Source organism: Alteromonas antoniana, from assembly GCF_019249295.1.
Taxonomy (GTDB): Bacteria; Pseudomonadota; Gammaproteobacteria; order Enterobacterales; family Alteromonadaceae; genus Alteromonas; species Alteromonas antoniana.
The window spans coordinates 20,896-44,824 of record NZ_JAESDH010000021.1; the positions used below are offsets into that span (position 1 = coordinate 20,896).

General features: G+C 51.6%; 25 protein-coding genes. 9 read left to right on the forward strand and 16 right to left on the reverse strand.

Annotated features, from left to right (window positions below; translation table 11 throughout):
* Positions 1–12: 12 nt before the first annotated feature.
* Positions 13–375 carry a dihydroneopterin triphosphate 2'-epimerase gene (gene folX, locus JKP77_RS16515; protein ID WP_218312264.1) on the reverse strand — a complete coding sequence of 121 codons (363 nt, stop codon included), beginning with the start codon at positions 373–375 and terminating at the stop codon, positions 13–15.
* Between the two features lie 81 nt (positions 376–456).
* Here folX and JKP77_RS16520 point away from each other — a divergent pair, with 81 nt between their 5' ends.
* Complete coding sequence (locus JKP77_RS16520) at positions 457–1,503, forward strand: AI-2E family transporter (protein WP_218312336.1); 1,047 nt, start codon at positions 457–459, stop codon at positions 1,501–1,503.
* 83 nt (positions 1,504–1,586) lie between these two features.
* On the opposite strand, the gene JKP77_RS16525 is transcribed toward JKP77_RS16520, so the two are convergent.
* Genes JKP77_RS16525 through JKP77_RS16535 form a run of 3 tightly spaced genes read right to left on the reverse strand, consistent with a single transcriptional unit; the run spans position 1,587 to position 3,867 of the window.
* On the reverse strand, positions 1,587–2,912 hold the full coding sequence (locus JKP77_RS16525) for an ATP-binding protein (protein ID WP_218312265.1): 1,326 nt from the start codon (positions 2,910–2,912) through the stop codon (positions 1,587–1,589).
* Positions 2,909–3,583: a response regulator transcription factor gene (locus tag JKP77_RS16530; protein WP_218312266.1), complete on the reverse strand. Its 675-nt coding sequence runs from the start codon at positions 3,581–3,583 to the stop codon at positions 2,909–2,911. Before JKP77_RS16530 ends, JKP77_RS16525 begins: the two co-directional genes overlap by 4 nt.
* Positions 3,583–3,867 carry a PepSY domain-containing protein gene (locus JKP77_RS16535; RefSeq protein WP_420840074.1) on the reverse strand — a complete coding sequence of 95 codons (285 nt, stop codon included), beginning with the start codon at positions 3,865–3,867 and terminating at the stop codon, positions 3,583–3,585. Before JKP77_RS16535 ends, JKP77_RS16530 begins: the two co-directional genes overlap by 1 nt.
* Before the next feature lie 444 nt (positions 3,868–4,311).
* Between JKP77_RS16535 and JKP77_RS16540 the strand changes: the two genes are divergently transcribed.
* Positions 4,312–4,776, forward strand: a complete 465-nt coding sequence (locus JKP77_RS16540; RefSeq protein WP_218312267.1) for a pyridoxamine 5'-phosphate oxidase family protein — start codon at positions 4,312–4,314, stop codon at positions 4,774–4,776.
* Between the two features lie 206 nt (positions 4,777–4,982).
* On the opposite strand, the gene JKP77_RS16545 is transcribed toward JKP77_RS16540, so the two are convergent.
* From JKP77_RS16545 to JKP77_RS16575, 7 genes are read right to left on the reverse strand one after another with little or no spacing between them, the layout of a single operon-like run.
* A complete protein-coding gene (locus tag JKP77_RS16545; protein ID WP_218312268.1) occupies positions 4,983–5,282 on the reverse strand; it encodes a YciI family protein in 300 nt (99 codons plus the stop codon).
* Between the two features lie 3 nt (positions 5,283–5,285).
* The gene (gene trpA / locus JKP77_RS16550) at positions 5,286–6,095 is read right to left on the reverse strand and encodes a tryptophan synthase subunit alpha (protein ID WP_218312269.1); all 810 of its coding nucleotides are present in this window, start codon (positions 6,093–6,095) and stop codon (positions 5,286–5,288) included.
* A complete protein-coding gene (gene trpB / locus JKP77_RS16555; RefSeq protein ID WP_218312270.1) occupies positions 6,088–7,275 on the reverse strand; it encodes a tryptophan synthase subunit beta in 1,188 nt (395 codons plus the stop codon). Before trpB ends, trpA begins: the two co-directional genes overlap by 8 nt.
* Positions 7,276–7,295: 20 nt before the next feature.
* Positions 7,296–8,693, reverse strand: coding sequence for a bifunctional indole-3-glycerol-phosphate synthase TrpC/phosphoribosylanthranilate isomerase TrpF (gene trpCF / locus JKP77_RS16560; RefSeq protein ID WP_218312271.1), 1,398 nt, complete (start codon positions 8,691–8,693; stop codon positions 7,296–7,298).
* Positions 8,686–9,720 (reverse strand): anthranilate phosphoribosyltransferase, encoded by a 1,035-nt coding sequence (gene trpD / locus JKP77_RS16565; protein ID WP_218312272.1) that lies wholly within the window; start codon positions 9,718–9,720, stop codon positions 8,686–8,688. The genes trpCF and trpD overlap by 8 nt, the downstream gene beginning before the upstream one ends.
* Positions 9,713–10,327: an aminodeoxychorismate/anthranilate synthase component II gene (locus tag JKP77_RS16570; protein WP_218312273.1), complete on the reverse strand. Its 615-nt coding sequence runs from the start codon at positions 10,325–10,327 to the stop codon at positions 9,713–9,715. The genes trpD and JKP77_RS16570 overlap by 8 nt, the downstream gene beginning before the upstream one ends.
* A 2-nt stretch (positions 10,328–10,329) precedes the next feature.
* Positions 10,330–11,922 carry an anthranilate synthase component 1 gene (locus JKP77_RS16575; protein ID WP_218312274.1) on the reverse strand — a complete coding sequence of 531 codons (1,593 nt, stop codon included), beginning with the start codon at positions 11,920–11,922 and terminating at the stop codon, positions 10,330–10,332.
* Between the two features lie 290 nt (positions 11,923–12,212).
* Between JKP77_RS16575 and JKP77_RS16580 the strand changes: the two genes are divergently transcribed.
* The 6 genes from JKP77_RS16580 (at position 12,213) to dkgB (ending at position 17,303) form a co-directional block, all read left to right on the forward strand.
* Positions 12,213–13,076, forward strand: coding sequence for a PHP domain-containing protein (locus tag JKP77_RS16580; RefSeq protein WP_218312275.1), 864 nt, complete (start codon positions 12,213–12,215; stop codon positions 13,074–13,076).
* Complete coding sequence (locus tag JKP77_RS16585; protein WP_218312276.1) at positions 13,073–13,693, forward strand: L-threonylcarbamoyladenylate synthase; 621 nt, start codon at positions 13,073–13,075, stop codon at positions 13,691–13,693. Before JKP77_RS16580 ends, JKP77_RS16585 begins: the two co-directional genes overlap by 4 nt.
* Positions 13,690–14,559 carry a segregation and condensation protein A gene (locus JKP77_RS16590; RefSeq protein WP_218312277.1) on the forward strand — a complete coding sequence of 290 codons (870 nt, stop codon included), beginning with the start codon at positions 13,690–13,692 and terminating at the stop codon, positions 14,557–14,559. The genes JKP77_RS16585 and JKP77_RS16590 overlap by 4 nt, the downstream gene beginning before the upstream one ends.
* A complete protein-coding gene (gene scpB / locus JKP77_RS16595) occupies positions 14,531–15,178 on the forward strand; it encodes an SMC-Scp complex subunit ScpB (protein ID WP_218312278.1) in 648 nt (215 codons plus the stop codon). The genes JKP77_RS16590 and scpB overlap by 29 nt, the downstream gene beginning before the upstream one ends.
* Positions 15,171–16,037: a 23S rRNA pseudouridine(2605) synthase RluB gene (rluB, locus tag JKP77_RS16600; protein ID WP_218312279.1), complete on the forward strand. Its 867-nt coding sequence runs from the start codon at positions 15,171–15,173 to the stop codon at positions 16,035–16,037. The genes scpB and rluB overlap by 8 nt, the downstream gene beginning before the upstream one ends.
* Before the next feature lie 462 nt (positions 16,038–16,499).
* Positions 16,500–17,303 (forward strand): 2,5-didehydrogluconate reductase DkgB, encoded by an 804-nt coding sequence (gene dkgB, locus JKP77_RS16605; protein WP_218312280.1) that lies wholly within the window; start codon positions 16,500–16,502, stop codon positions 17,301–17,303.
* 109 nt (positions 17,304–17,412) lie between these two features.
* Here the strand turns inward: dkgB and JKP77_RS16610 are convergent, their stop codons facing one another.
* The 3 genes from JKP77_RS16610 to JKP77_RS16620 form a co-directional block, all read right to left on the reverse strand.
* Entirely contained in the window at positions 17,413–17,946 is a 534-nt protein-coding gene (locus JKP77_RS16610; RefSeq protein ID WP_338024883.1) for a DUF1569 domain-containing protein, read from the reverse strand.
* On the reverse strand, positions 17,943–18,800 hold the full coding sequence (locus JKP77_RS16615; protein WP_218312281.1) for a S1 family peptidase: 858 nt from the start codon (positions 18,798–18,800) through the stop codon (positions 17,943–17,945). Before JKP77_RS16615 ends, JKP77_RS16610 begins: the two co-directional genes overlap by 4 nt.
* A 415-nt stretch (positions 18,801–19,215) precedes the next feature.
* Complete coding sequence (locus JKP77_RS16620; RefSeq protein WP_218312282.1) at positions 19,216–21,294, reverse strand: YncE family protein; 2,079 nt, start codon at positions 21,292–21,294, stop codon at positions 19,216–19,218.
* Positions 21,295–21,478: 184 nt separating this feature from the next.
* On the opposite strand from JKP77_RS16620, the gene JKP77_RS16625 reads away from it, so the two are divergent.
* Entirely contained in the window at positions 21,479–22,768 is a 1,290-nt protein-coding gene (locus tag JKP77_RS16625; RefSeq protein ID WP_218312283.1) for a DUF445 domain-containing protein, read from the forward strand.
* Between the two features lie 125 nt (positions 22,769–22,893).
* Here JKP77_RS16625 and tmpT read toward each other — a convergent pair whose 3' ends face one another.
* Positions 22,894–23,532: a thiopurine S-methyltransferase gene (gene tmpT / locus JKP77_RS16630; protein WP_218312284.1), complete on the reverse strand. Its 639-nt coding sequence runs from the start codon at positions 23,530–23,532 to the stop codon at positions 22,894–22,896.
* A 77-nt stretch (positions 23,533–23,609) separates the two neighbouring features.
* Positions 23,610–23,801 (reverse strand): hypothetical protein, encoded by a 192-nt coding sequence (locus tag JKP77_RS16635; protein ID WP_218312285.1) that lies wholly within the window; start codon positions 23,799–23,801, stop codon positions 23,610–23,612.
* Between the last annotated feature and the right edge of the window lie 128 nt (positions 23,802–23,929).

A 23,929-nucleotide genomic window follows, 5' to 3' on the forward strand; every position in this document is an offset into this window, starting at 1 on the left:
CCAACTCCGTTGTTATTTATTGCATGAAAGTGTGAGCGATACCGAATCAGAGAAACGCAGCGCGTGTGGCTTATCTACCTCTACCTCAGCATAGCTGACAGAACTGTGATCGGCTGCAATTGCCAGTACGTCGGCGGTTAGTTTTTCAAGCAGCGAAAAGCGGTTGTCTTCTACCAGACGAATAATGGCTTTGGTAATGGTTTTATAGTTCAGGGCATCTTCCATGTCATCAGAATTGGTGGCAGGTTCAGCGTCGTAATGAATTTTGACGTTAACGACAACATCCTGTTTGTTGCGAATTTCGTCCTCATTAATACCAATATAGGTGCGAAGGCGCAGGTTTTTTATTCGAATCGTGGCCTGATTTAACGTCATGATCTCTCTCGTGTTTGTAGTTGTTAGTGTCACGGGGTAAAGTGGCAATCGTCACAGTCAGGAATGTAGCATAAAACTATGATGGAACTGCGCTCCCCAACAGCCAAAATATTAATTGTTCTTGCCAGCCTTGTTGTCGTGTTGGCGGGGATCAAAGCCGCCAGCGCGATTATGGTGCCTTTTTTCTTATCTGTCTTTATCGCGATTGCGTGCTGCCCGATAATCAACTGGTGCACGCGTAAAGGCATCCCGAAAATATTCTCTGTTACTCTGGTAATACTGTTAATCGTGGTATTTGGTTTTCTTCTTGCTGGGCTGGTGGGCCAGTCGATGACCGAGTTTCGTGAAAATCTGCCGCAATACAGACAGCAGCTGGATACCGAATTCACCTGGGTGGTGAATCAACTCTCAAATTACAACATTCATATTAACCGCGAGCTGGTAACCTCACACTTTGACCCGGGTGTGGCAATGTCTGTGGCCACTAACTTCATCAGCGGCATGGGCGGCGTACTGTCTAACATGTTTTTAATTTTGCTAACGGTGATTTTTATGCTTTTCGAGGCTGACAGCATTCCTCGCCGTTTGCATATTGCGCTGGCCGACCCAGGCATGAAACTTCAGCACATTGACCGCTTTATTCGCTCGGTAAACAGCTATCTGGCAATTAAAACGGTAGTCAGTCTGGCCACCGGCTTAATTATCGGAGTATGGCTGTGGGTCATGGATATTGACCATTTCATGTTGTGGGCGGTGCTTGCGTTTATGCTGAACTACATCCCCAACATTGGTTCGATAATCTCTGCTGTGCCGGCCGTGCTCATCGCGTTTGTGCAGTACGGCGCCGCGTCGGCCGGCCTTGCCGCACTTGGCTTTCTGCTGGTGAATACCATTATGGGGAACATGGTTGAGCCGCGGCTGATGGGGCGTGGCATGGGCTTATCTACGCTGGTGGTATTTTTATCTTTGATTTTCTGGGGCTGGTTGCTGGGTACCGTTGGCATGTTGTTGTCAGTGCCGCTGACGATGGTAGTAAAAATTGCGCTGGAATCCCGCGAAGAGAGCAAGTGGCTTGCGGTTCTGTTATCGAGTGCCGGTGACGAGAAGCCGCCAGGTAAAGTCGCATAAACTGGATTTGCTTTTCCCGGCAGCGAAGATGCACGGTTACGCCAGGGCAGTCATCTGCTTCTAAGCTACGGAAAACAGGTCGTTTATTGCGGAAACCTAACCTGAATACGGGCGCCACCTTGCGGGGCGTCCTGAATGGATAGCTGGCCTTCATAAATGGCAACCAGATCGGTCACGACGGCCATGCCTATGCCTTGCCCTTCGGTGTAGGCATCAAGCCTTTCACCACGAAGAAGCAGGCGGTCTTTTTGTTCCTGCGGTATGCCGGGGCCATCATCATCAATCAATATTGTCAGCCACTGGCCTTCAACACTCACGGTCACCCATACCCCGGTTTTGGCGGCTTTACTGGCGTTATCAATAAGGTTGCCAAACAGCTCCATCAGGTCGGTATTGTCGCCGACAAATTTGCAGTTTTCATCGGCTTCCAATGTGTAAGATAGCTGCTTATCGTGATGCACTTTTTCCATCGCCGAAAACAGTTTCTGCACTACCGGGGCGATCGGAACGGCAGACTGCCATCCCGTTTTACCTGCCGACGCGCGTTTCAGCTGACGCTGGATAAGCTGGTCAATCTGGCCTAACGCTTCCTTTGCCTGCTCGGGTAAAGGGCTTGAACCAGTAGCAACCGCCAGAGGCGTTTTCAGACTATGCGCAAGATCGCCCAGACTGTTTTTATAGCGGGCACGCTGTTCGGCTTCTGCCTGCAGCAGGTGATTAATTGACTGTTTCAGGCCATCAAATTCTTTCGGGTAGTTGGCACTAAGCTGTTTTTGTTCGCCGCGGGCGGTAAGGTGTATTTCGTCAATCAGCTTTCTCACCGGAGCCAGCACCAGGCTTATCCCCAGAATGATCAAAATCAGTAAGCCGACAGAAAGCAGCAACATCCACTGCCACACCGTATCGACGAAAGCCCGGCGTTCGGCATTAAACTCCTGCTTGTCATTGAAAATATAAAAACGTACTGGTTCGAAGTCGGTAGAGGAGGCGAACTCAGCAGTAAAGGCGTAAGCGAAATAGCGGTTATCGTCGTCGAACTTGGCGCGATAATCTTCCGTAAAGCGCTCTTTTCCAACTTCCGGGGCTGGTGGCGGTGTGGTGATCGTAAAATTAAGTGCAGAAGCGGATTGCCAGACCACTTTGCCGCGAAAGGCGATCATTCCTACGTACCCGGAATCCGGTAAATTCAGCTGTTCTTCGTACAGCAGCTCGGGCATATAGGGAATATCACCATCAAGCTCGAAAGCGGACACCAGTGCCAGGCTCATCAGCTTCATTTCGTCCAGCTTCGCCTGCGTCAGGCTGGTGGTGTAGGCCTTGTCCAGCGTCAACACGGTGGCAGGTATAAAAAGGCCCAGTGCAATCACCGCAACCAGGATATTACGTAGTCGAAGGGAGAGACCCTTCATAGATCGCGGTTTATCCTGTAGCCCCGGCCACGCAACGTTTCGATTGGCTTCATGTTGCCTTCAGGATCTATTTTCTTGCGCAGTCTGCCGACGAATACTTCGATCACGTTGCTGTCCAGATCGAAATCCTGATCATAAATGTGTTCAGTCAGTTCGGTCTTGGAAATCACCTTTTGCGGATTCAGCATCAGGTACTCCATCACTTTGTATTCGTATGCAGTTAGATCCAGCGCTTTATCGTGAACACGAATTTCCTCGCTGACGGTATCGAGCGCGAGCGGACCAAACTGAACCACCGGGTTGGCTTGTCCTGACGCACGGCGTATCAGCGCCTTAACACGCGCCAGCAATTCTTCGTTGTGAAATGGCTTTGTCAGGTAGTCATCTGCACCGGCGTCCAGTCCTTCTACTTTTTCCTGCCAGCGGTCGCGGGCAGTCAGAATAAGCACCGGACAGCGAACATCTGACTGTCTGGCCCGGCGAATGACATCGAAACCATCAAGTTTGGGTAAACCAATATCAACAATGGCTAAGTCGTAAGCGTGCTCTGTCAGCAAAAACAGCGCGTGCTCACCATTGTCAGCCAAATCTACGCTATAACCGTTTTGCTGCATAAGAGTATCGAGTTGGGTAAGAAGACGACTATCGTCCTCGGCAATTAAAATACGCATTACCGATCTGAATTCCTTTGATCTGAAGATTTAACCTGTCCCGAACGTTTATCGACATCTACAGATACCACGCGTCCGGACTTCTTAAGCACTTTCACCCGATAGGCAGTGCGCGTCTGGTCAACCCGCAGGACGCGACCATTCACTTGCTTGCGCGCTTTTTCCGCAGCCTGGGCTTTGCTTTCAACGGCATTGTCATTACGATCCTGACGGGCAACGGCATCACTCGCCGGGCCTAAGCCCAGCGTAATCACCATCAGGATTGTTAACCACCATCGCTTCATACTTTGACAATACCTTTCACTGCTCACATAACCACAGCCATCACAAGCTGATGCCGGTGCGTTACTGTGTGTAATTATATGACATAAGAGTAATCCGGTCGTCTGAACCTTTGCTGAATCAGACCTTACTACACGGTTTTGTATCTTCCCATACTACCGAAGCTTTTCGTACATGCCCATGATAATTCTCAAAGAAACAACGGCTTCTGTAATTCTGTCATGTGCAGTGTACGGATTACTCTTCACCGCCTGTGTGACGTCGAAAATAGCCATCTCTCTTTTTAGTTGAAGCCCGCGGCTAGCGCGAACTGAAAGGAAAACCAGATGTGATGGCATAGCTGCTGCACGACTGGTAGCAAGCAGCCTGTATGGCTGTGCCGGAGATCAAATTTACGATGCCAGCCGTAAAGACTGGCAGTCACTTACAAAAGGGAGATACATTTTATGTCTTCAGATATCAGAACGACAATGTGGAAAGCCATGGCAGACAGCCCGAACGTACTGGTGAGTCTGACTGCCAACGACGAGCATGCCGAACCTATGCATGCACAGCTGGATAAAGACGCTGACAGCGAATTCTGGTTTTATACCACCAAAGATAACCGGATTGCGCAGGGGGGCAAAGCCATGGTTCACTTTGCGGCCAAAGGGCATGATGTGTTCGCCTGCATACGTGGCACGCTGGTGGAAGAGACCCGCGAAGAGATTATTGATAAATACTGGTCAAAACAAGTGGCGGCCTGGTATGACGAGGGTCGTGAAGATCCAGCCATGATGATGCTGCGTTTTGAACTGGACGATGCTGAAATCTGGGATGTGGATGCCAGCTTCAAAGGCATGTTTAAGTTAATGACCGGAAAGACAGTCGATCCGGAAGAAATGGGCGATCACGATAAAGTTAATTTGTAAAAGTAAGTTCTGGCAGCGCATGACAGCAAATACTTGCTCAATGTGAAAGTGATACGTCAGCACGCCGGGAAACAACAAAGCCGCCAGAGATGGCGGCTTTTTACTGTCTGTGAACCAATGTTGGAAGGGGAGCTGAGCGATAACTGAGGCGTTTCAGGGACGGCTGCTTTTTGCTTCCGACAACGTTCCGGCTCAATTACCCCCTGTCAGGGCAGCACCTTTTTATACGGTTTCACCACAACTTCCTGATACACGCCCGCCGCAATGTATGGGTCAGCATCAGCCCACGATTGCGCCTGTTCCAGCGAGTCAAACTCCGCCACTACCAGCGAGCCGGTAAAGCCAGCCGGACCAGGATCCGGGCTGTCGATGGCAGGGAATGGCCCTGCTATCAACAAGCGACCTTCGCTTTTGAGCGCTTCCAGGCGTGCCAGGTGATCCGGACGGGCAGCCAGGCGCTTTTCCAGCGAGTCAGGGACGTCGGTCGCGCAAATCATATAGTACATGGGTTAATCCTTCGCAGTTGCCGCTTTCATGCTGCGCACAAAGCTGTCCAGCGCGCGTAACATGGCCGGCTCGTCTTCAAGATTTTCGGCAATGATATTAACCGTCGCCGACCCTGAAATTGCGCCGGCTGCACCTGCGGTAATGGCGGTTTTTACCTGTTCAGGTGTAGAGATCCCAAAGCCCAACAGCGGAGGGGCACACTGATATTCACGAAGCTTATTAATCAGGTCATCGGCAGGCACTTGCGCTGCAGTTTCTGCACCTGTCACGCCAGCACGACCAAGCAGATATGTATAACCTTCTGAATGCTCTCCAATACGCTTTAACGTGGTGTCAGAAGCATTGGGTGGCGCAATCAGGATTTGACTCATGCCCACAGCTTTTGCTGCAGCAATATACGGATCCGCTTCACGCAGTGGTACATCGGCTACCAATACAGAATCGACGCCGGCATCGGCGGCTTTCTGATAGAAATTTTCGATACCGCGCGAGTACACCAGATTGCTATAAAGCAGCAGACCGATGGGAATATCACGGTATTTTTCTCTGACGCGTGAGAGCATCTCAAGACAGGCGCCCGGCGTGACTTTGCTGCCCAACGCGCGCAGCGCGGCTGCCTGAATAGTGGGGCCGTCAGCAACCGGATCAGAATACGGGATCCCCAGTTCCAGCGCATCGGCTCCTGATTCAATCAGCTGACAGATGATTCTTTCGGAAGTCTCAATATCCGGATCGCCAATCATGACAAAGGGCACAAACCCGCCTGCATTTTCTTCCTGCAGGCGATCAAACATAGCGGCGTATCTATCCATCGACATTTTCTCCCAGGATCTTGGTTACGTGTGCCAGGTCTTTATCTCCCCGGCCTGACAGGTTCACCACAATAATGGTTTCTTCCTCGGCTTCATCAGCCATATTCAATGCATGCGCCAGCGCATGGGAGGACTCCAGTGCAGGAATAATTCCTTCTTTGCGGGCCAGTAACTGAAACGCATTCAGCGCTTCTTCGTCGGTACATGCCACATATTCGGCGCGGCCAATATCTGCAAGATGGGCGTGTTGCGGACCTACGGCAGGATAGTCCAGACCGGCGGACACAGAATAACTTTCTTCAATCTGGCCTTCTTCGTCCTGCATGATGTACGTCAGAGCGCCGTGCAAAATGCCTTTGGTACCGGTACAGATGGTAGCGCCATGTTCTTTGGTGTGAACGCCTTTACCGGCAGGCTCGACACCAACTAAACGCACTGAGGGCTCATCAATAAAGTCTGCAAACATGCCAATGGCATTGGAGCCACCACCGACGCAGGCCACTACCGCATCTGGCAGACGGCCTTCTTTCTCCATGATCTGTTCGCGGGTTTCTTCACCAATCATTCGGTGATATTCGCGCACAATAGTGGGGAAGGGGTGCGGACCTGCAGCAGTTCCCAGTAAATAGTGGGCAGTATCATAATTCGCTGACCAGTCTCGCAACGCTTCATTTACGGCATCTTTCAGTGTACCTGAGCCGGCGGTCACCGGGATCACCTCTGCACCCATCAGGCGCATACGGAAAACGTTAGGCGCCTGGCGCTCCACGTCCTTCGCGCCCATATAAATGCGCGCTTTTAATCCCAGCAGCGCACAGGCCAGCGCCGTCGCAACGCCATGCTGTCCTGCTCCCGTTTCTGCAATCACTTCGGTTTTGCCCATACGCTTGGTGAGCAGGGCCTGTCCCAGCACCTGATTGGTTTTGTGGGCGCCGCCATGAAGCAAGTCTTCACGCTTCAGGTACAGTTTTACTTTGGGGTTGCTTACCAGATTACGCGTTAATGTCATCGCTGTGGGACGACCGGCGTAGTCTTTCAGCAGCGCCATAAACTCGTCTTTAAAGTCGGGATCTTTCTGCGCCTTCATAAACTCCTGTTCGAGTTGTTCAAGCGCGGGGATCAGCAACTCAGGCACATACATGCCACCGTAGTCACCAAATTTGGGGTTAAGCTGTTCCATGTGTTGTCCTGTTCGTTAAATTAATACTGTCTGCTGGCGTCAAAAAGCGCCGTGATTTTGTCTTTCGATTTGATACCCGGCGCGGTTTCTACGCCCGAGTTAACATCGACGATACCGGCCCCGGTGCTAAGAGCGTCGGCAACAGAGTCAGGCCCTATACCGCCTGCCAGTACCAGCCTGGATTTATCCTCAATGTTGCTAAGCAGGGACCAGTCAAACTGTTGTCCCGTGCCGCCGGTTTGGGCGCCCACTTTACAGTCCAGCAGCACACGATTCACGTTACCGTCTTTTAATACTTCACTTACCGCATCCGGCAGCGTATCTGTTACACCCACAGCCTGCCACAATTCACAGTGTGCAGGCAGTGCGTCACGCAGCGTCTGCCGGTAACTGGCATCTTCATCGCCATGCAGTTGCACCGCGCTTAAGTGCAGCGACGCGGCGGTTTCTGCAACTACACGGTTATCTTCGTTGACGAAAACGCCGACATACTGTCCCGGTGTGTGTGTGACGATATCTTTTGCCTGCGCAGTGGTTACGCAGCGGGGTGACTTCTGGGCAAAAATCAAACCGCCGAAAGCGGCACCGGCATCAAACGCCGCCGTTGCATCGTCAGGGGAGGTCAGTCCGCAGACTTTTACGGTACCCAGCACTAATTGTCGAACCGCGCGTGGTAAATCCTGTTGCGCCATCAGTGCGCTGCCAACCAGAAAGCCGTTACACAGCGGGGCCAGACGGCGCACATCCTGATGCGTGTAAATTCCTGATTCAGAAATCACGACAAAATCGTGTGTGGCTTTCTCCAGCATCGGTACAAGGCGTTCTGTGGCGGCGAGATCCGTAGACAAGTCCCGCAGATTACGGTTGTTGATGCCGATAATCCGGGATTTGAGCGCTATTGCACGTTCCATCTCTTCTTCATTGCTGACTTCAGTGAGTACATCAAGCTGTAACTCGTCCGCGAGAGTATGCAACTGTCTGTAGGTGTCGTCATCCAGTACGCTGAGCATCAGTAAAATGGCATCGGCGTTATAGTAGCGTGCCAGATACACCTGATAGTCATTGACGAAGAAATCTTTGTTTAATACGGGCTGCGAGACCCGTTCGGTCACATAAGCCAGATAGTCATAGCTGCCCTGAAAGTACTTCTCGTCCGTCAGCACAGAAATGCCAGCGGCGAATGGCGTAAACGCCTGCAGAATTTCATCAAGATCGAAATGCTCGCGGATAAGGCCTTTGGAAGGCGACGCTTTTTTGCATTCAAATATATATCCGGCATTCGGTGCACTCAGAGCCTCGAACAGGTTCTTGCGCGAGGGCGTCAGATTTTGCTTAACCTGCTCCAGCGGCAGGGCTGCCATGCGATCTTTCAGTTCTTCGCGTTTGTCGGCAACAATTTTTTCAAGCACGTTAGGCATTATTATCAGGCTCCTGTTGACTGATTCTGGCGACCTTAGTCAGCACTTCCAGTGGCAGCGCATTCTCCATAGCGTCCATTGCCATTTCCGCGCCTTCCTTAAAACTGTCGACGGTATCGGTTAATTTCAAGAGTGCGGCACAGTTCATGGCAATGGCGGCGCGGTGGGCTTCTTTGCCCTGGCCGCCTAATGCTGCTTCCACCATCTTTCGATTTTCATCCGGCTCGCCGCCTTCTATCTCTGACAACGGATAAGTCGGTAGTCCAAAATCCTTTGTGGTTACGGTGCGCTTGCGAATATCGCCATGCTCCAGATCCAAAATGACAGACTCACCATGCAGCGCGAGCTCGTCCAGGCCATCGCCATGAACAATCATGGCGCGATGCTGGCCAAGTAACATCAGCGTTCTGGCGTAGGGCTCCAATAGCTCCGGAGAGTACACGCCAAACAACCCGTGAGTCGGGCTGGCCGGGTTTGCAAGAGGGCCCAGAATATTAAACAGCGTGCGGGTTTTCATTGCCGCACGTACAGGGGCGGCGAAGCGCATGCCAGCATGATACACAGGTGCAAACAGGAAGCAAAAGTTCGCGTCATCCAGACACGCTCTTGCCGTCTGAGGGGTAATTTCCAGCTTAACACCGAACTGACGAAACAAGTCCGCAGAGCCTGATTTACTCGACACGCTGCGATTACCGTGTTTGGCCACTTTAACACCACAGGCTGCCGCCACCACGCCTGCAGCGCTGGAAATATTAATCGTATTGTGGCCATCGCCGCCAGTGCCAACAATATCGGCAAACGGATAATCCGGCGTTGGAAAGGGCAGCGCATTTGACACCATGGCACTGGCTGCACCGGCAATCTCGTTGGGTGATTCGCCGTTCAGTTTCAGTGCGGTAAGAATGGACGCCAGTACCGGTTCCGGCTGTTCGCCATGCATGATGCTGTTGAACAGAGAAAATGCCTGAGACTGGCTTAGGTGTTCTTTAGCAAACAGTTTTTCAAGTAAAGGGGTCGCATCAAACACGATGAGTTTCCTTTTCGGTCAGATAGTGAATACTTTGTAACAGCAACTGGCTGCCATCGGCAGTGAGAATAGATTCAGGGTGAAACTGGAAACCCAGCATCCGGTCGTCGGGATGATGCACCGCCATGACAATATCTTCAAACTGTGCACAGGGCACGAGACAGTCGGGCAGCGTCAGGGCTACCAGTGAGTGATAGCGCGCTACCGGCAACGGCTGAGGCATGTTTTCGAACATGGCCTTGCCATTATGCGATACCGGTGAAGATTTACCGTGCATCACGGCTTCAGCGCGTCCGATTTCCCCACCGTAGTGGGCAACAATAGCCTGATGTCCCAAACAAATTCCCAGTACCGGATAGATACCGGCCACACGTTTAAGCAGCTCCGGCATACAGCCTGCCTCGTGGGGTGCACCCGGTCCGGGTGATAGCATCAGCAGCACCGGGCCATGCTCTGCCTGGGCTGCCATTTTGTCTATCAATACATCTGCATTCACAGTATTCCGATACACAATGATATGCAGGTTCATGGCGCGAAGTTCATCCACCAGGTTGTAAGTGAAGGAGTCTACGTTATCCAGCAAAAATACAGTAACAGGCTTATTCATGTTCACAGCTCCCCTGTTGGTTGAGACTGGGCAACTGCGTTGATCACTGCCTGCGCCTTGGTGCGGGTTTCGTCCGCTTCGGATTGTGGGTCTGAATCGTAAACCACGCCAGCACCGGCCTGAATATAGGCGCGACCGTTTTTAACAAATGCAGAGCGGATCACGATGCAGGTATCCATATCACCCTGACCATTGATATAGCCCACTGCGCCGCCATAGCTGCCCCGTCGTTTGCCTTCAACGTCGCGGATGAGCGATGCCGCGCTGACTTTCGGAGCGCCAACCAGTGTGCCCATGTTCATGCAGGCCTGATAGGCATGCAGGGCATCTAAATCATCACGCAACTGACCTACCACGCGGGACACCAGGTGCATGACGTGTGAATACCGGTCAACTTTCAGCAAGTCTTTTACGAACCGGCTGCCCGGACGACTGACTTTGGCAACGTCATTGCGCGCTAAATCAACCAGCATAATGTGCTCGGCTTTTTCTTTGGTGTCTTCACGCAGGTTCAGTTCAATACGTGAATCTAAGTCCGGATTAATACTGCCATCAGCGCGCTTTCCGCGCGGACGGGTACCGGCGATAGGGTAAATTTCTACCTGATTGGTATCTCGCTCGTACTTTAGGGCCGATTCCGGCGATGCCCCGAAAATGCTGAATGCTTCATCCTGCATAAAGAACATGTATGGGCTGGGATTTTGTTGTTTTAACTGGGCGTAAGCGGCAAGGGGAGACGGACAGGGAAGAGAGAAAGTGCGGGAGGGAACGACCTGAAAAATATCCCCACTTAAAATGTGGGACTTCAGGTTTACCACATCCTCTTTGAACGTCTCATCGCATTTATCTACCTGCACGTCCACCGTGTCGGGTGATGTTTTGCTTGTGGCGGCAGGTCTGGATTCCACCTCGTGCAGTGCATGTTGCAATGCTTCCAATCGCTGCGCCACACGGAAATACTGTTGGGCAACGTCGGGACCGGAGAATACGCTGCCAATTAACTGGGTTTCACGGGTCTGATGATCTACGGTTAATAAGGTTTCAGCCAGATAAAAAACAAAGTCCGGGCAATCGTTGTCACCTTCGGCCACATCAGGAAGCTGTTCAAATGTCGCCAGCAGGTCGTAAGCAAACACGCCCCCCAGAAACACCGCATGCGGGTTCTGGCGGATTGGCGTGATGTGATTGACTATCGTGCGCAGCGCATCAAACACACTGGCGGCCTTTAAGCGGGCATCTTCATCCAGCGTACTGTCTGGCGTCTGGCAGCTGAGAACCGCAGTATCGTCGCGTAGTTCACAGTGGATCCCCGTGGGGCAATGTGCGTCGAATATAGGGAGTACAGAACGTCCATTGCCCGTAAGCGCTGTCACAGTAACCGTCTGATCGCGGCATTCAAATCGTAGCGCGGCATCTACCATCAACAGGCTTTGCAGATTGTCCTTAGAATCGATTTCCGCTGATTCCAACAGCAGTGCATGCCGGGTGTCAGCACAAAGATGGGCAAAGGCTGCCAGGGGATCATCTATGTAATGCCCGACCTGCTCTATGGTTTCTACTTTGCCCGGACTTACGCCCAGTTCGGCTAAACTCATAATCGCATTTCTCCCGCTGCGAATGTCAAAAAGTAAAAAAAAAGGCCCGTTAAAAACGGGCCTTTTCTTGTGTTATTCACGCACCATCGCGCACACCGCCCGTCATGTGAGGGAGTGCCACCACCAGATTGCAACATGTGCAGTTTGTAATTGGGGGATTGTACGCATGGTCTTAAAATTCTCTTCGTTGGCTAAAACTTCGATAGGCATCGAGTTAGTTAGTCCGTATACTTCGCCATATAGAAGAAAACAAATTCACTTTGCTGTCAACCGATAATTTGCGAAATACTTTGAAAATTGATTTACACAGTCACACCCGCTATTCAGATGGACACCTGACGCCACAGGAATTACTGGCGCGTGCGCACAATATGCAGATTGATGTGCTGGCGATTACGGACCACGATACTGTGGCCGGTCTGGAAGAGGCGCATGCCTGGCAGGCGCAACAAAAACGCCCGTTAACTATTATTGATGGGGTAGAAATCTCTACCCGATGGCACGGCTTCGATATTCATATTGTTGGATTAAATGTTAACCGACAGGACGAGACGTTTCGGCAACGTCTGAACGAACAGGCGAAAGTTCGTGATGAACGTGCAGAGAAAATTGCCGAAAAGCTGGAAAAGTGTGGTTTTGAAGGCGTGCTGGAAAAGGCCAGGGCACAGGCCGGCGTCGGACAGGTAACCCGGGCCCATTTTGCCCGTGTACTGGTGGAACAATATGGTGTGGCGTCGATGGACACGGTGTTTAAAAAGTATCTTGGTAAAGGTAAACGGGCCATGGTGAAAGCCCAGTGGCCGACCATTGAAGAAGCCGTGCAGTGGATCCAGAATGCAGGTGGTCAGGCGGTGCTGGCCCACCCGGCGCACTATGACATGACCACAAAGTGGCTGCGCAGACTGGTTGCTGAATTTGCCGGTGTCGGTGGAGATGCGATAGAAACGGCGTTTCCCGGTATCGCGAAGGATAAACAGACTATTATAAACGAATTAGCGAAAGAGTACGAATTGCTTGCCTCTGCCGGTTCGGACTTTCATTTTCCGTCACGCTGGACAGAGCTGGGACGAAATTTAGGGATCGCTTCCCACTTGACGCCGGTATGGCACAATTGGACTCAGCTTGGCAGTGCACCACAACAGGAATATCCATGAGTCAGTTTTTTTATATTCACCCTGATAATCCGCAGCCACGACTGTTAAAGCAGGCTTGCGAGCTCATCAGACAGGGTGAGGTGGTGGTTTATCCCACCGATTCAGGCTACGCCATTGGTTGTCAGATGGACGATAAAAAAGCGCTGGATCAGTTATGCCGCATCCGCCAGATAGACAAAGAGCACAATTTCACGCTGATGTGTCGTGATATGTCAGAACTGTCTGTGTATGCCAAGGTAGATAACGTTGCCTTCAGGCAGATCAAAAACAATACGCCAGGGCCTTATACTTTCGTGCTGAAGGCCACCCGTGAAGTGCCCCGTCGTCTGCAAAATCCAAAGCGCAAAACGATCGGCATTCGTGTTCCTGACAATATTATCGCACTAAAGCTACTGGAAACGCTGGATGAGCCGCTTATGTCGACCTCGCTGATTTTGCCGGGCAATGCCATGGCGGAGTCCGATCCTGACGTCATTCGCGACCGTCTTGAAAAGCAGGTGGGACTGATTATTCACGGCGGCTATCTTGGCGAACAACCCACAACGGTAGTGGACTTGTCCGAAGGTGGCGCCACCATTGTCCGGGAAGGTTCCGGAGACCCTTCTGTGTTCCTATGAGCGAGACTGACAGCGCAACTGAACCCTCTGCGGTAACGGCCGGCAGTAATGAGCCTGTGCAACAGCCGCTGCCGCTGGCATTTATTAACGGCGAGGCGGTAATTGAAAAGCCGCAGGATTTGTATATTCCGCCGGATGCGCTGGAAGTGATCCTGGAAAGCTTTGAAGGGCCGCTGGACTTGTTGCTCTATCTTATCCGCAAACAGAAGTTTGATATCACCACGCTTCCCATCGCCGACGTCACCCGTCAATACATGGAATATGTGGAGGTGATGCGAGAGCTGCGCCTCGAACTGGCTGCCGAATACCTGCTGATGGCGGCCATTCTGGCAGAAATAAAATCGCGACTGTTGTTGCCCCGGCGCAGTGACGATGACGATGACGAAGAGGATCCGCGTGCCGAGCTGATCCGCCGTCTGAAAGAATATGAGCTGGTGAAGCAGGCCGCCGAAGATTTGGATAGTCAGCCGCGGCTGGAGCGCGATATTTTCACCGTTCACGTCGATACCACTGAGTCTGTCGCGCCGGTACGGGTAGAGCCTGATGTGTCACTTCAGGAGCTGGTACTGGCATTCAGTCAGGCCATGAAACGCGCAGAAGCGTTCGAGCATCACACCATTGAACGGGAGGCGCTGAGTACGCGGGAGCGGATGTCCATGATCCTGTCGATGGTATCGGCTGCACAATATACACCACTGGAATCCTTGTTTACCCCGGAGGAGGGGAAGGCCGGTGTGATAGTTACGTTTCTGGCAATTCTGGAGCTGGTGAAAGAGAGCCTGCTATTATGTGTACAGGCGGGACCTTATGCGCGAATTCATGTAAAATTGGGCAGTCATGAAGAAGATCAACAAGACTCAGCTTAAGCAACTGGTAGAAGCCGCGTTATTTGTGGCCGACAAGCCTCTTAGCCGGCAACAATTGCGTGAAACTGTACTGTCAGAATTCACGGTGTCAGAGCGCGCATTGTCCGAAGTGTTGAAAGCGCTGGTACTGGACTATCAGCCGCGCGGGATACAGCTAGTGGAAGTGGCCAGCGGCTATCGCTTTCAGTCGCTGGACAGCCTGAGCCCGTGGCTGAGTTTGTTATGGCAGGAAACAGCGCCGCGGTATTCCCGCGCGATGCTGGAAACGCTGGCGCTAATCGCTTATCGCCAGCCAATCACCCGGGGTGAAATTGAGCAGGTACGCGGTGTAGCCGTAAGCAGCAATATTATTAAAACGCTGACCGAGCGAGACTGGATAAAAGTGGTCGGACACAAAGAAGTTCCCGGACGCCCAGCGTTATACGCAACAACGCGGGGTTTTTTGGATTACTTTTCACTGACATCATTGAGTGAGTTGCCCAGCGCTGACGCCTTTGCACAAATGGCAGAGGAAACCGATCAGGCAGCAACCGCATCAATACAAAAAGAGGCACCATCTGAATTGACAGATCGTGCGAATGAAATCAACGAAGCAAAGAGTGTAACGTTAAATGACTGAAAAGTTACAGAAGGTGTTGGCCAATCAGGGACTAGGCTCACGCCGTGAAATGGAACGTTGGATTGAACAGGGCAGGGTGTCAGTAAACGGCTCAGTGGCAACACTGGGAGATCGCGTTGACGCCAGTGCGCAAATCCGTGTTGATGGCCACTTGCTGTCACGTCAGACCGAAAAGCCGGTCTGTCGCGTGCTGATGTATAACAAACCCGAGGGTGAGCTGTGCAGCCGTCACGATCCGGAAGGGCGGGATACGGTGTTTGACCGCCTTCCTGCAATTCGCCTTGGTCGCTGGATTGCGGTGGGCCGCTTAGATATAAATACTTCAGGCTTATTGTTGTTTACTAATGATGGTGAGCTGGCCAACCGCCTGATGCACCCTAAGTGCGAGGTAGAGCGGGAATATTCGGTGCGCGTGTTCGGTGAAGTCTCTAACCAGATGATCAATACGCTGAAAAAAGGCGTGAAACTGGAAGACGGCGAAGCGCATTTTACTTCTGTCACGCCGAAGCCGGGTGATGATGAGAGCATGAACCGCTGGTACAACGTCACCTTATCAGAAGGTCGCAACCGTGAGGTTCGCCGCTTGTGGGAATCACAGGAGATGCAGGTGAGTCGTCTTATCCGTGTACGTTACGGGCCTATTGAGCTGCAAAAGCGATTACCACAGGGTGCCTGGGTTGAACTTCAGTTAGAAGATGTCAACGCCCTGCGCTCGCTGGTTCAGCTTGATGGTGAAACGCAATCGCTGGTGGATGCCCGTCAGAACAAGCTGGATCATGCTCGCTTAAGCCGAATGCGCCGCTCGGTGAAAAAGCACCGGGTTCGCAAAGAACAAAAGCCGCAGTCTCGTCGCAGATAGTTAGCAAAACGCCCGACCACGGGCGTTTTTCATTTTCGCGGTTTCAGCAAATGGTTAGTACACCGAAAGGGCGGTGTTTTACCGTCTAAATACTTTGTCTTGCTGGCATGTCTTTCCTGCTACGTGTCGCTTAGCTTGTGCTTTCAAACTTTCAAACTTTCAACCTTACAACATCTCAAACTCGCGAACTCTCAACCTCTCAATAGTTGCATCTCGCAATCTGCCTGACGCCTGTTTCCTCCCTGTCAGCCATGACTCACACTCACAGCGCGAGCGCTTAGAGGCTATGCCTGGTGCAAGCTAGCTGCGTCATAGTACGGCTGTTAAACCAGGGGCGGTGTTCTGACTACAGAATTGAGCTAAAGGTGTATAAAAACTGACTAACCACGCTGCTATGCCGATCTTATCTGCTTTTTATGGCGTAACCAGTTGTCCATGCAAACAGATAACAAGGAGATCACCATGAAGGACATGCCTCAGCTGGGTATGGGTACATTCAGACTTGAAGATGATGTGGCCAGACAATCGGTAGTTGATGCGTTGGATATTGGTTTCAAGCATATTGATACTGCGCAGTTTTATGGCAACGAGGAGCAGGTCGGCGACGCGCTGCAAACTGCGGGTGTCGAGCGAAGCGATGTGTTTGTTACCACCAAGGTCTGGTGGGAGTCGCTGGGCGAAGATCATTTCATTCCCAGTGTGCATGAAAGCTTATCGAAACTGAAACTCGAGCATCTTGATTTACTCTTAATCCACTGGCCGTACCCCGGCGATGATATTCCGATGGAGAGTTATTTAAAGAGCCTGAAACAGGCGAAAGACGAAGGGCTGACGCGCCATATCGGAGTAAGTAACTTTACTATTCCACAAATGCGAAAAGCCGTTGAGATCCTGGGTGAGGGAGAAATCCTGACCAATCAGATAGAGCTTCATCCGTTTATGCAAAACCGGCAGGTTGTGCAGGAATGCCGCGATCTGGGTATTGGCGTTACTGCCTATATGCCGTTTGCCGTTGGTAAAGTGATGGACAATGATGTACTGAAAAGTATTGCGTCTGCCCATAATGCGACACCGGCTCAGGTGGTACTGGCATGGATGGATAAAAAGAATATCCAGACCATTCCGTCTTCGACAAACAAAGACCATCTGAAAGGCAACTTTGATTACACCAAAGTTGAGTTAACCGACGACGATATTGAACAGATTGACAACCTGGACAATGGCGATCGCATTGTTGATCCGGACTTTGCGCCGCAGTGGGATTAACTTCTATGGCGCCGCATGCCTCGCGGCGCCGCTTATCTTTATAGTTCGTTAGTCGGCGTGAAACTGGTGAACGGATATCGCAAGTGATTCGAAACGCTGCGTCACGCTATCAGCTGCGGACTATCGCCGCTTCCAGATGATTGTAGAAATGCATTACGTGGGCTTTTTCATACTCAGATTTTGTCAGCGCTCCGTACGCAAAATGCTCCTGCAATTCGCCAGCATACTGTTGGAAGTTGATAAACGCCGATGCTAATCGCGAAATCGCCGGCTCGATACGTGTCGTGACTTCTATTTCCGGCGCGCCCGGAATTGCCTCATTGAGTCCGTGGTGCATCCGACCTTTCGCTGAAAATGCAGCAAATGCTACTGTGCCTGCGGTTTGTTTGAACGCATCAGAGTGGTGCTCAGGGTAACCTGTCAGAGAGTATTCAATGCTCTGTGCACAGTGAACCAAAACCTGGGGCAGGTTCCATTCTCCTTCAATGCCAATGACGTTGTCGGCAAGGTTATCCAGTGCAGCCAGAGCGGCATCAGTAGTAAGCTCCCTGGGGTTGCCGGGAATGAAGTGCCACCCGAGAGTACCAAGCCCGACAAGTGCCAGCCCGGTGCCGCCTGTGATGAGAAAATGTCGCCGGTTCACTGCTTAGTCTCGCTGCTGTCTTTAGGCAAGGCGATTTGCGAACACACAGTACTTAATGTAGAACGCGTTAAGCCCGCCGGTAGTGTATGCAGCTTCGTGTCAGCAACGTCTTGCCGATCGTTGTCGTTAGCATTCATAACGCTGTTTATCCAACCGATATGTGTGGACACCCGTGTATACACCTCTCTGATACCATAAAGCCCGATTGCTTCGCCCTGGAAGCGCGAGCTGAGCCCTACCAGCACAGCGGAATTATCCTGAATATAAAATGCCGGGCCACCGCTATCGCCGCCGCCGGATACACCTTCCAGTGGCAACGCATTTTTTCCCTCATCAAATAAAAAATAAAGCAGGTTTTCTGTTACGTCACTTACCCGGTTCTGCGCTTTGCGAAGTACACCACCATTCTCAAAATTATCGATGATTTGGCCGGTTTTTCCGTTTCCCGTGCCGCCAACACCTACAAACCACAATGTCATGTCCTGCTCGTCAGCTTTCTCATAGAGAGACGCGACCGGAATACCTTCGACAGACGAGGCGAGCTGAACAAGGGCAATGTCATGGTGCTTGCCGGGGGTATAGTCCGGGTGGATCCACTTTTGTTTCACGTTAACCTTGTGACGATTAACCTGAACGGTAGCGCCAGGAGTTATGCAAAATGTCGCGTGGGCCGCGGTGAGGATCCATTGCGGTGCGATAAGGGAGCCATGGGCACCATCCACATAGAATGTCGCCAGTGCGGGGTAGTCACTTAACGTAGCCCGGTACTGTGTATCGTCCACATCGTGGCGAATAACAATGGCTTCAGCAGAGCTTGCCAGCAGGCCTGCTGCGACGAGAAACCATTTTTTCATAGTGTGCCCCGGGTGACAGTAAACAATTCACTCTATGCTAGCGTATCCGGGATGAAAGTACAGCGGCATGGCCAGAGTCAGAAAGCTGAAGGTTCAAAGTCAGCATACTGCGGTAAAATCGTAGCCAGATAACTAACGGCTTGACGTCAACTCAGCGCCTTAGAATACGGAGCAGAGCGTCGGCGGTCTCTGTTCGGTTGTTTACCTTTAAGCGCAAAGGAAAAGACAAGAGGGACGGGAGAATTTACCGCAACAGGAATGACGCTATTTCAGAGGCGTTGTAGCGAAGCTTTGGTATTGATTAGCGTAGCCGGGGCTGAAAAAAACACAGTCAGCCCGCAGGCTGACCGTGAGGAGGATGCGATTACACTGACTTATTTCGTATCCTCTGTTGTTGCATGAACGCGGCTCAGCGTTACCAGAAATATGCCGGTAATACCGAAACGGATTCCGGGGCGGTGTAGCTGAAACTGTAGTCAGGCATGACATCACCGCTGTCCTGATTCAGGATATTGTCAAAGCGTAATATCATGTTGTTCGACTTTTCTGCTACGTACACGTTACCGTTGCTTATCATCAAATCCACAGGATTCCCCAGCATAGTTGCAGGCCCTGCGATATTCACTGTCATATCGGTCAGTCCGTCTGCCATGCCAGCGCCTGGTACGACATACAGTTTGCCGTCATCGGCAACTGCGGCACTGCCGACGTCAGATATCACCAGCGAGTCACTCTGCGCATCGTAATCAATACCATGGATGTTAGTCGGTGCAGTGACTGCAGTGCCTGACATGGCGGGAACAATGAGGCGATCTTCGCCGGCAATAGCGGTTTGTCCTGCCATCAGCTTTCTGGTGACTTCATCAAACACCGCAACAGTGCCGTTGGTCAACGCGACAAAAGCACGGTCAGACGCGGCGTCATAGTCTACATCCCATGGGCGGGCGCCGTTGTCCATTGTTAACGAGAGTAACGGCGCGACGTTGCCAGATGAACAGCGTGAGAATACCTGAACGGCTGGCGTCTCGGCATTAAATTCAGCCACGAAAACGAGCCCGTGCGCCGTCGACACATCCAGCCCTTTTGGCGTCACAAGGCCGGTGTTCTCTCCGCTTATCATTCTGTCCTGAGAGGCGCTGTACATGCCGTCTTCCCGGGTTGTACCGGCACGGTTAAGCACCATAATGCCGCCCATTCCCGAGTCCGGATCATCAAACGTCGCATATCCGTTTCCTGCCGTGTCATAGGTAACACTTTCGATACTCATGCCGGCATCAAACGTACGCAACTGACTGTTCAGCACTGCCGTAACCTGAGCGATTTCGCCAGTCGTTGCGCCCGCCGTTGCGGGATTACTGCTGACACTCACGCCTTGTATCGTTGTTGTGGTCAGTGCATTGTCAGAGACATCCCACTGCACGTCATGCTCCATTACCTCAGCCAGCGACTCAGTCTTTATACTGGGCACAGACAATGCAGGCGCGATGTCGCCGCTGTCACCACTGAAGATATTGGTGAAAGTCAGAATAGCGTCATTCGATTTTTCAGCAACACGGAGTGTCGTTCCGGTTAGGATGATATCAACCGGATTACCCAGCATCGTGGCAGGGCCGCCAATCATGCGAACCGGCTCTACCATGCCGTCAGCCACAGAAGCACTATCGACAACGAAGAGTTGTCCGTCATCCGCAACAGCAGCATCTCCTACATCAGATAAAACCAGTCTGTCACCTGCGGCATCGTATACAATGCCGTGCATATTGACCGAAATCTGATTGCCGTCGCTGTCTGAGGGGACAATGACACGCATTACAGCCGGTGCGTAATCCGATGCCATCACATCATCATACACCGCCACGGTGCCGTCGGTGAGAGCTACAAACAGGCGGTCCGCTTGTTCATCAAAAGCCAGATCCCAGGGCTTCGCTGAGGTCATGATCTCTGCTACCGGCGCGACATCACCACTCGCCTGACTACCAAAAACACTCACCCGCATACCGTTAAAATCGGCGATAAATGTCATACCGGAATGCGGAGCCTGAGCGATACCTTTAGGGTTAGTCAGGCCGGTTTGCATGCCACCAATCATACTGTCGCGTGAAGCGTCGTACATGCCACTGGTGCGTTGGGTGAAATTACACAGGGTACGGATAACACCCTGTTCACTGTCGCCAGCCTGAACCAGGTCGCCCTGATGCGTTAACGCTACGCCTTCGTTCGCGCCGGTGGTCGCGCGCGCAAGCATAGCAATATTTTGGTCAACCAGGTCCACCGTGCCGCGGTTGTCGTTGCCATTATTAGCAATCAGAAACTGACCTGCGGCAAAGCCCGGCGAACCGTCCATGCCGTCCATGCCATCCGTACCGTCCATTCCGTCATTGCCTGCCGGTCCGGTATCGCCATCATCGCCATTACAGCCAGATAGTAAAAGCATCACTGAAGCCGCGATTACCGTCAAAGTCGCGGGGTGTTTTCGAGTAGATAGTGTCTTCATAATTATCTCCGTTTAGTCATATTGAAGAGGACGCTTCTTACTACCCGCGCCAGCTATCACCAAACCAAACGACTGAGTTTGCAAACTGGATGCAGAAAAAGTGATATTTTTAAATTGCGATATCGGTAGAAAAGGGAGGGGGAAGTCCATACATTAGAAAGAAGGACGTCGCATCGGAGTGGAAATGGACAAACAGGCCCAATTAAAAACAGCGAAGCGACAGGCGCTATTATGGCTTTGCGGTGCAGCGGTAATTTTTGTGCTGGTGACAACGGTGCAGGTTTTGTATCCCGCTTATCAGAACAGCTTTTTTGCAGGCCTGATAAAAATGGCCGCCGAGGCGGCGCTGATTGGTGGTCTGGCTGACTGGTTTGCTGTCACGGCGCTGTTTAAGCCGATCCCGGCGCGATACCCCATCCCACATACAAACATTGTTGCCCGCAATAAAAAGGCGATAGCCGAGAACCTGTCGGACTTTGTAAAAGAAAAGTTTTTTAACCCCGTAGCGATTGAGTCACTGATAGCGTCGAGTCATCCGGCAAAAGGCGCGGGCAGATGGCTTAAGCAACAACAGCATGCGGATAAACTTGCCCGGTATCTGTGCGACACGCTGGCGGGTTTTCTGCACGTGTTCGATGATGCGCCGGTGAAGCAATTCGTGATGAACGCCATTCGTAAAGGCATAAATAAAGTCGATCTGGGTCCCCTTGCATCGGGGACGCTTACTGTCCTGACTCGTGATGGCAGACATCAGCTTATTTTGGACAAACTGCTGCACAAGCTGGCTGTCATGTCGCAAACACCCGAAACCCAGGATGTGATAGCGGCAAAGCTTTATCAGTGGCTTAAAACAGAACACCGCCGACTGGAGAAGATCCTTCCCAGCCAGTGGCTAAGTGAGCAGGGAGCCAACGCAGCGGTAAAAGCGCTGGCGGATATTCTGGCTGATATTGATGAAGACGCTTCACATCCTCTCAGACTGGCGTTTGACAGGCAGGTAGCTATCTTTGCAGAGCAACTGGAAAATGATCCGGTGTACCTGCAAAAGCTGGACGATTTCAGACAACAACTGCTTGAGAATGACACACTTCAGCACTATCTGCATGCCGTGTGGAGCGATGTTAAAACCTGGCTGGACAAGGACTTAGCCGACGGGCAGGGTAGAAGTCATAAGGCTATTGCCTCTGCTTTATGTGAGATTGGCAACGCGGTCGACGAGGATCCGGCGCTTGCAGCGTCTATTGATAAGCATATTGCTGAAGCCGGTCGCTATATGGCACCCGAGTTGTCAGATTTTCTCACCAGCCACATCCGCAAAACGATTGAAGGCTGGGATGAAAAAGACATGGCGCAACAAATTGAGCTCAACATAGGCAAAGATCTGCAGAAAGTGCGAATTAACGGCACCATTGTCGGCGGATTAATAGGGGGGGTGCTTTATTTCATCGAACAGGGCATAGGGTTATTAGGATGATGGAAAACCTATCCCTGAATATTCAAGAAGAACGCCTGTTGTAAAAGGCTGATATCGCAGCCTGGCACAGGCATCGTCATCTTTGCCAATTGTGGCGGTAGCGGAGCAACCTACGTGCTCACAAATTATCTGGGAGTAAGATAATACACCTCATTATTTGCCGGTGCTTTCCCTTTCAGACCCCCGTCAATTTCTTCACTCTCCTGTCTGGCAATAACATAGTCACCATCATAGAGCGACCGTACGGTGCTTTCAGATACGGCGAACGGCGGGCCAGGGATGACGCTCTGGTCGTAATCGACGCAGATAAGCAACTGTCTGGCCTTGCCGGTTAGCGCCATAAGCTGTTTTGTATAGCGTATCCGCATCGTATCGGGCAGAGCAATAAGGGCTGCGCGGTCATAGACGCCGCTAATATCGCCAACCTGTTTTGCAGTAAGTGCAAAAATATCGCCAACGAACACAGTGAGACCGGGAATATGATAACGCTTGTGTTCACCATCCTGCGTTACATCGGGTTGCTCTCCCAACTCGTCAAATAATTGCGTAATTGCCAGCTCGCTGAGTTCAGCAGCGACGACATCATAGCCTTGTGAAATCAGGTAGTAGATGTCACGCGTTTTTCCGCACAGCGGCACAAAAACTCTGGGTGAATCAGTGGAAGACAGGAAGTCATGATGTTTCATCAGGTAAGGATTTCCCTGCGCCTCATGAAACGCAATTTCGTTGTTATGCCATTTACTGATCCAAAAGTCGTGCTCCATAGCGTAGCTGTGCTCCTGATTTAACGAACGATGCCAAACGAAGAGGCAAATAGGCTCTGTCGTCGCGTTTTGTAGGCTTACTTTACTACAGGCGAGCGCTGATTTTCTCGTGCAATTGCGTCTTTTATCGCAATTTCAGTGAATTGCATGGCAGCGTCCTGCGCCTGGCTACGACATGTCAGCATGCTGATATCAATATGGTTGTTACGCAGTTGCAGATACAACGCAGCAAGCGTCCCTAATACCAATCCGCATAGGAGTTTACCCACTCAGCTAGACTGTCAGGCTTTCTGGCTAGGCTTGGTTGCACAGGTTTGGTGGTTCCAAATCAAGCAAGCATAACAACGCCCGAAAGTCTGACAGCATTGCCCGAAGGGAGTGGCCAAAACGACTTACA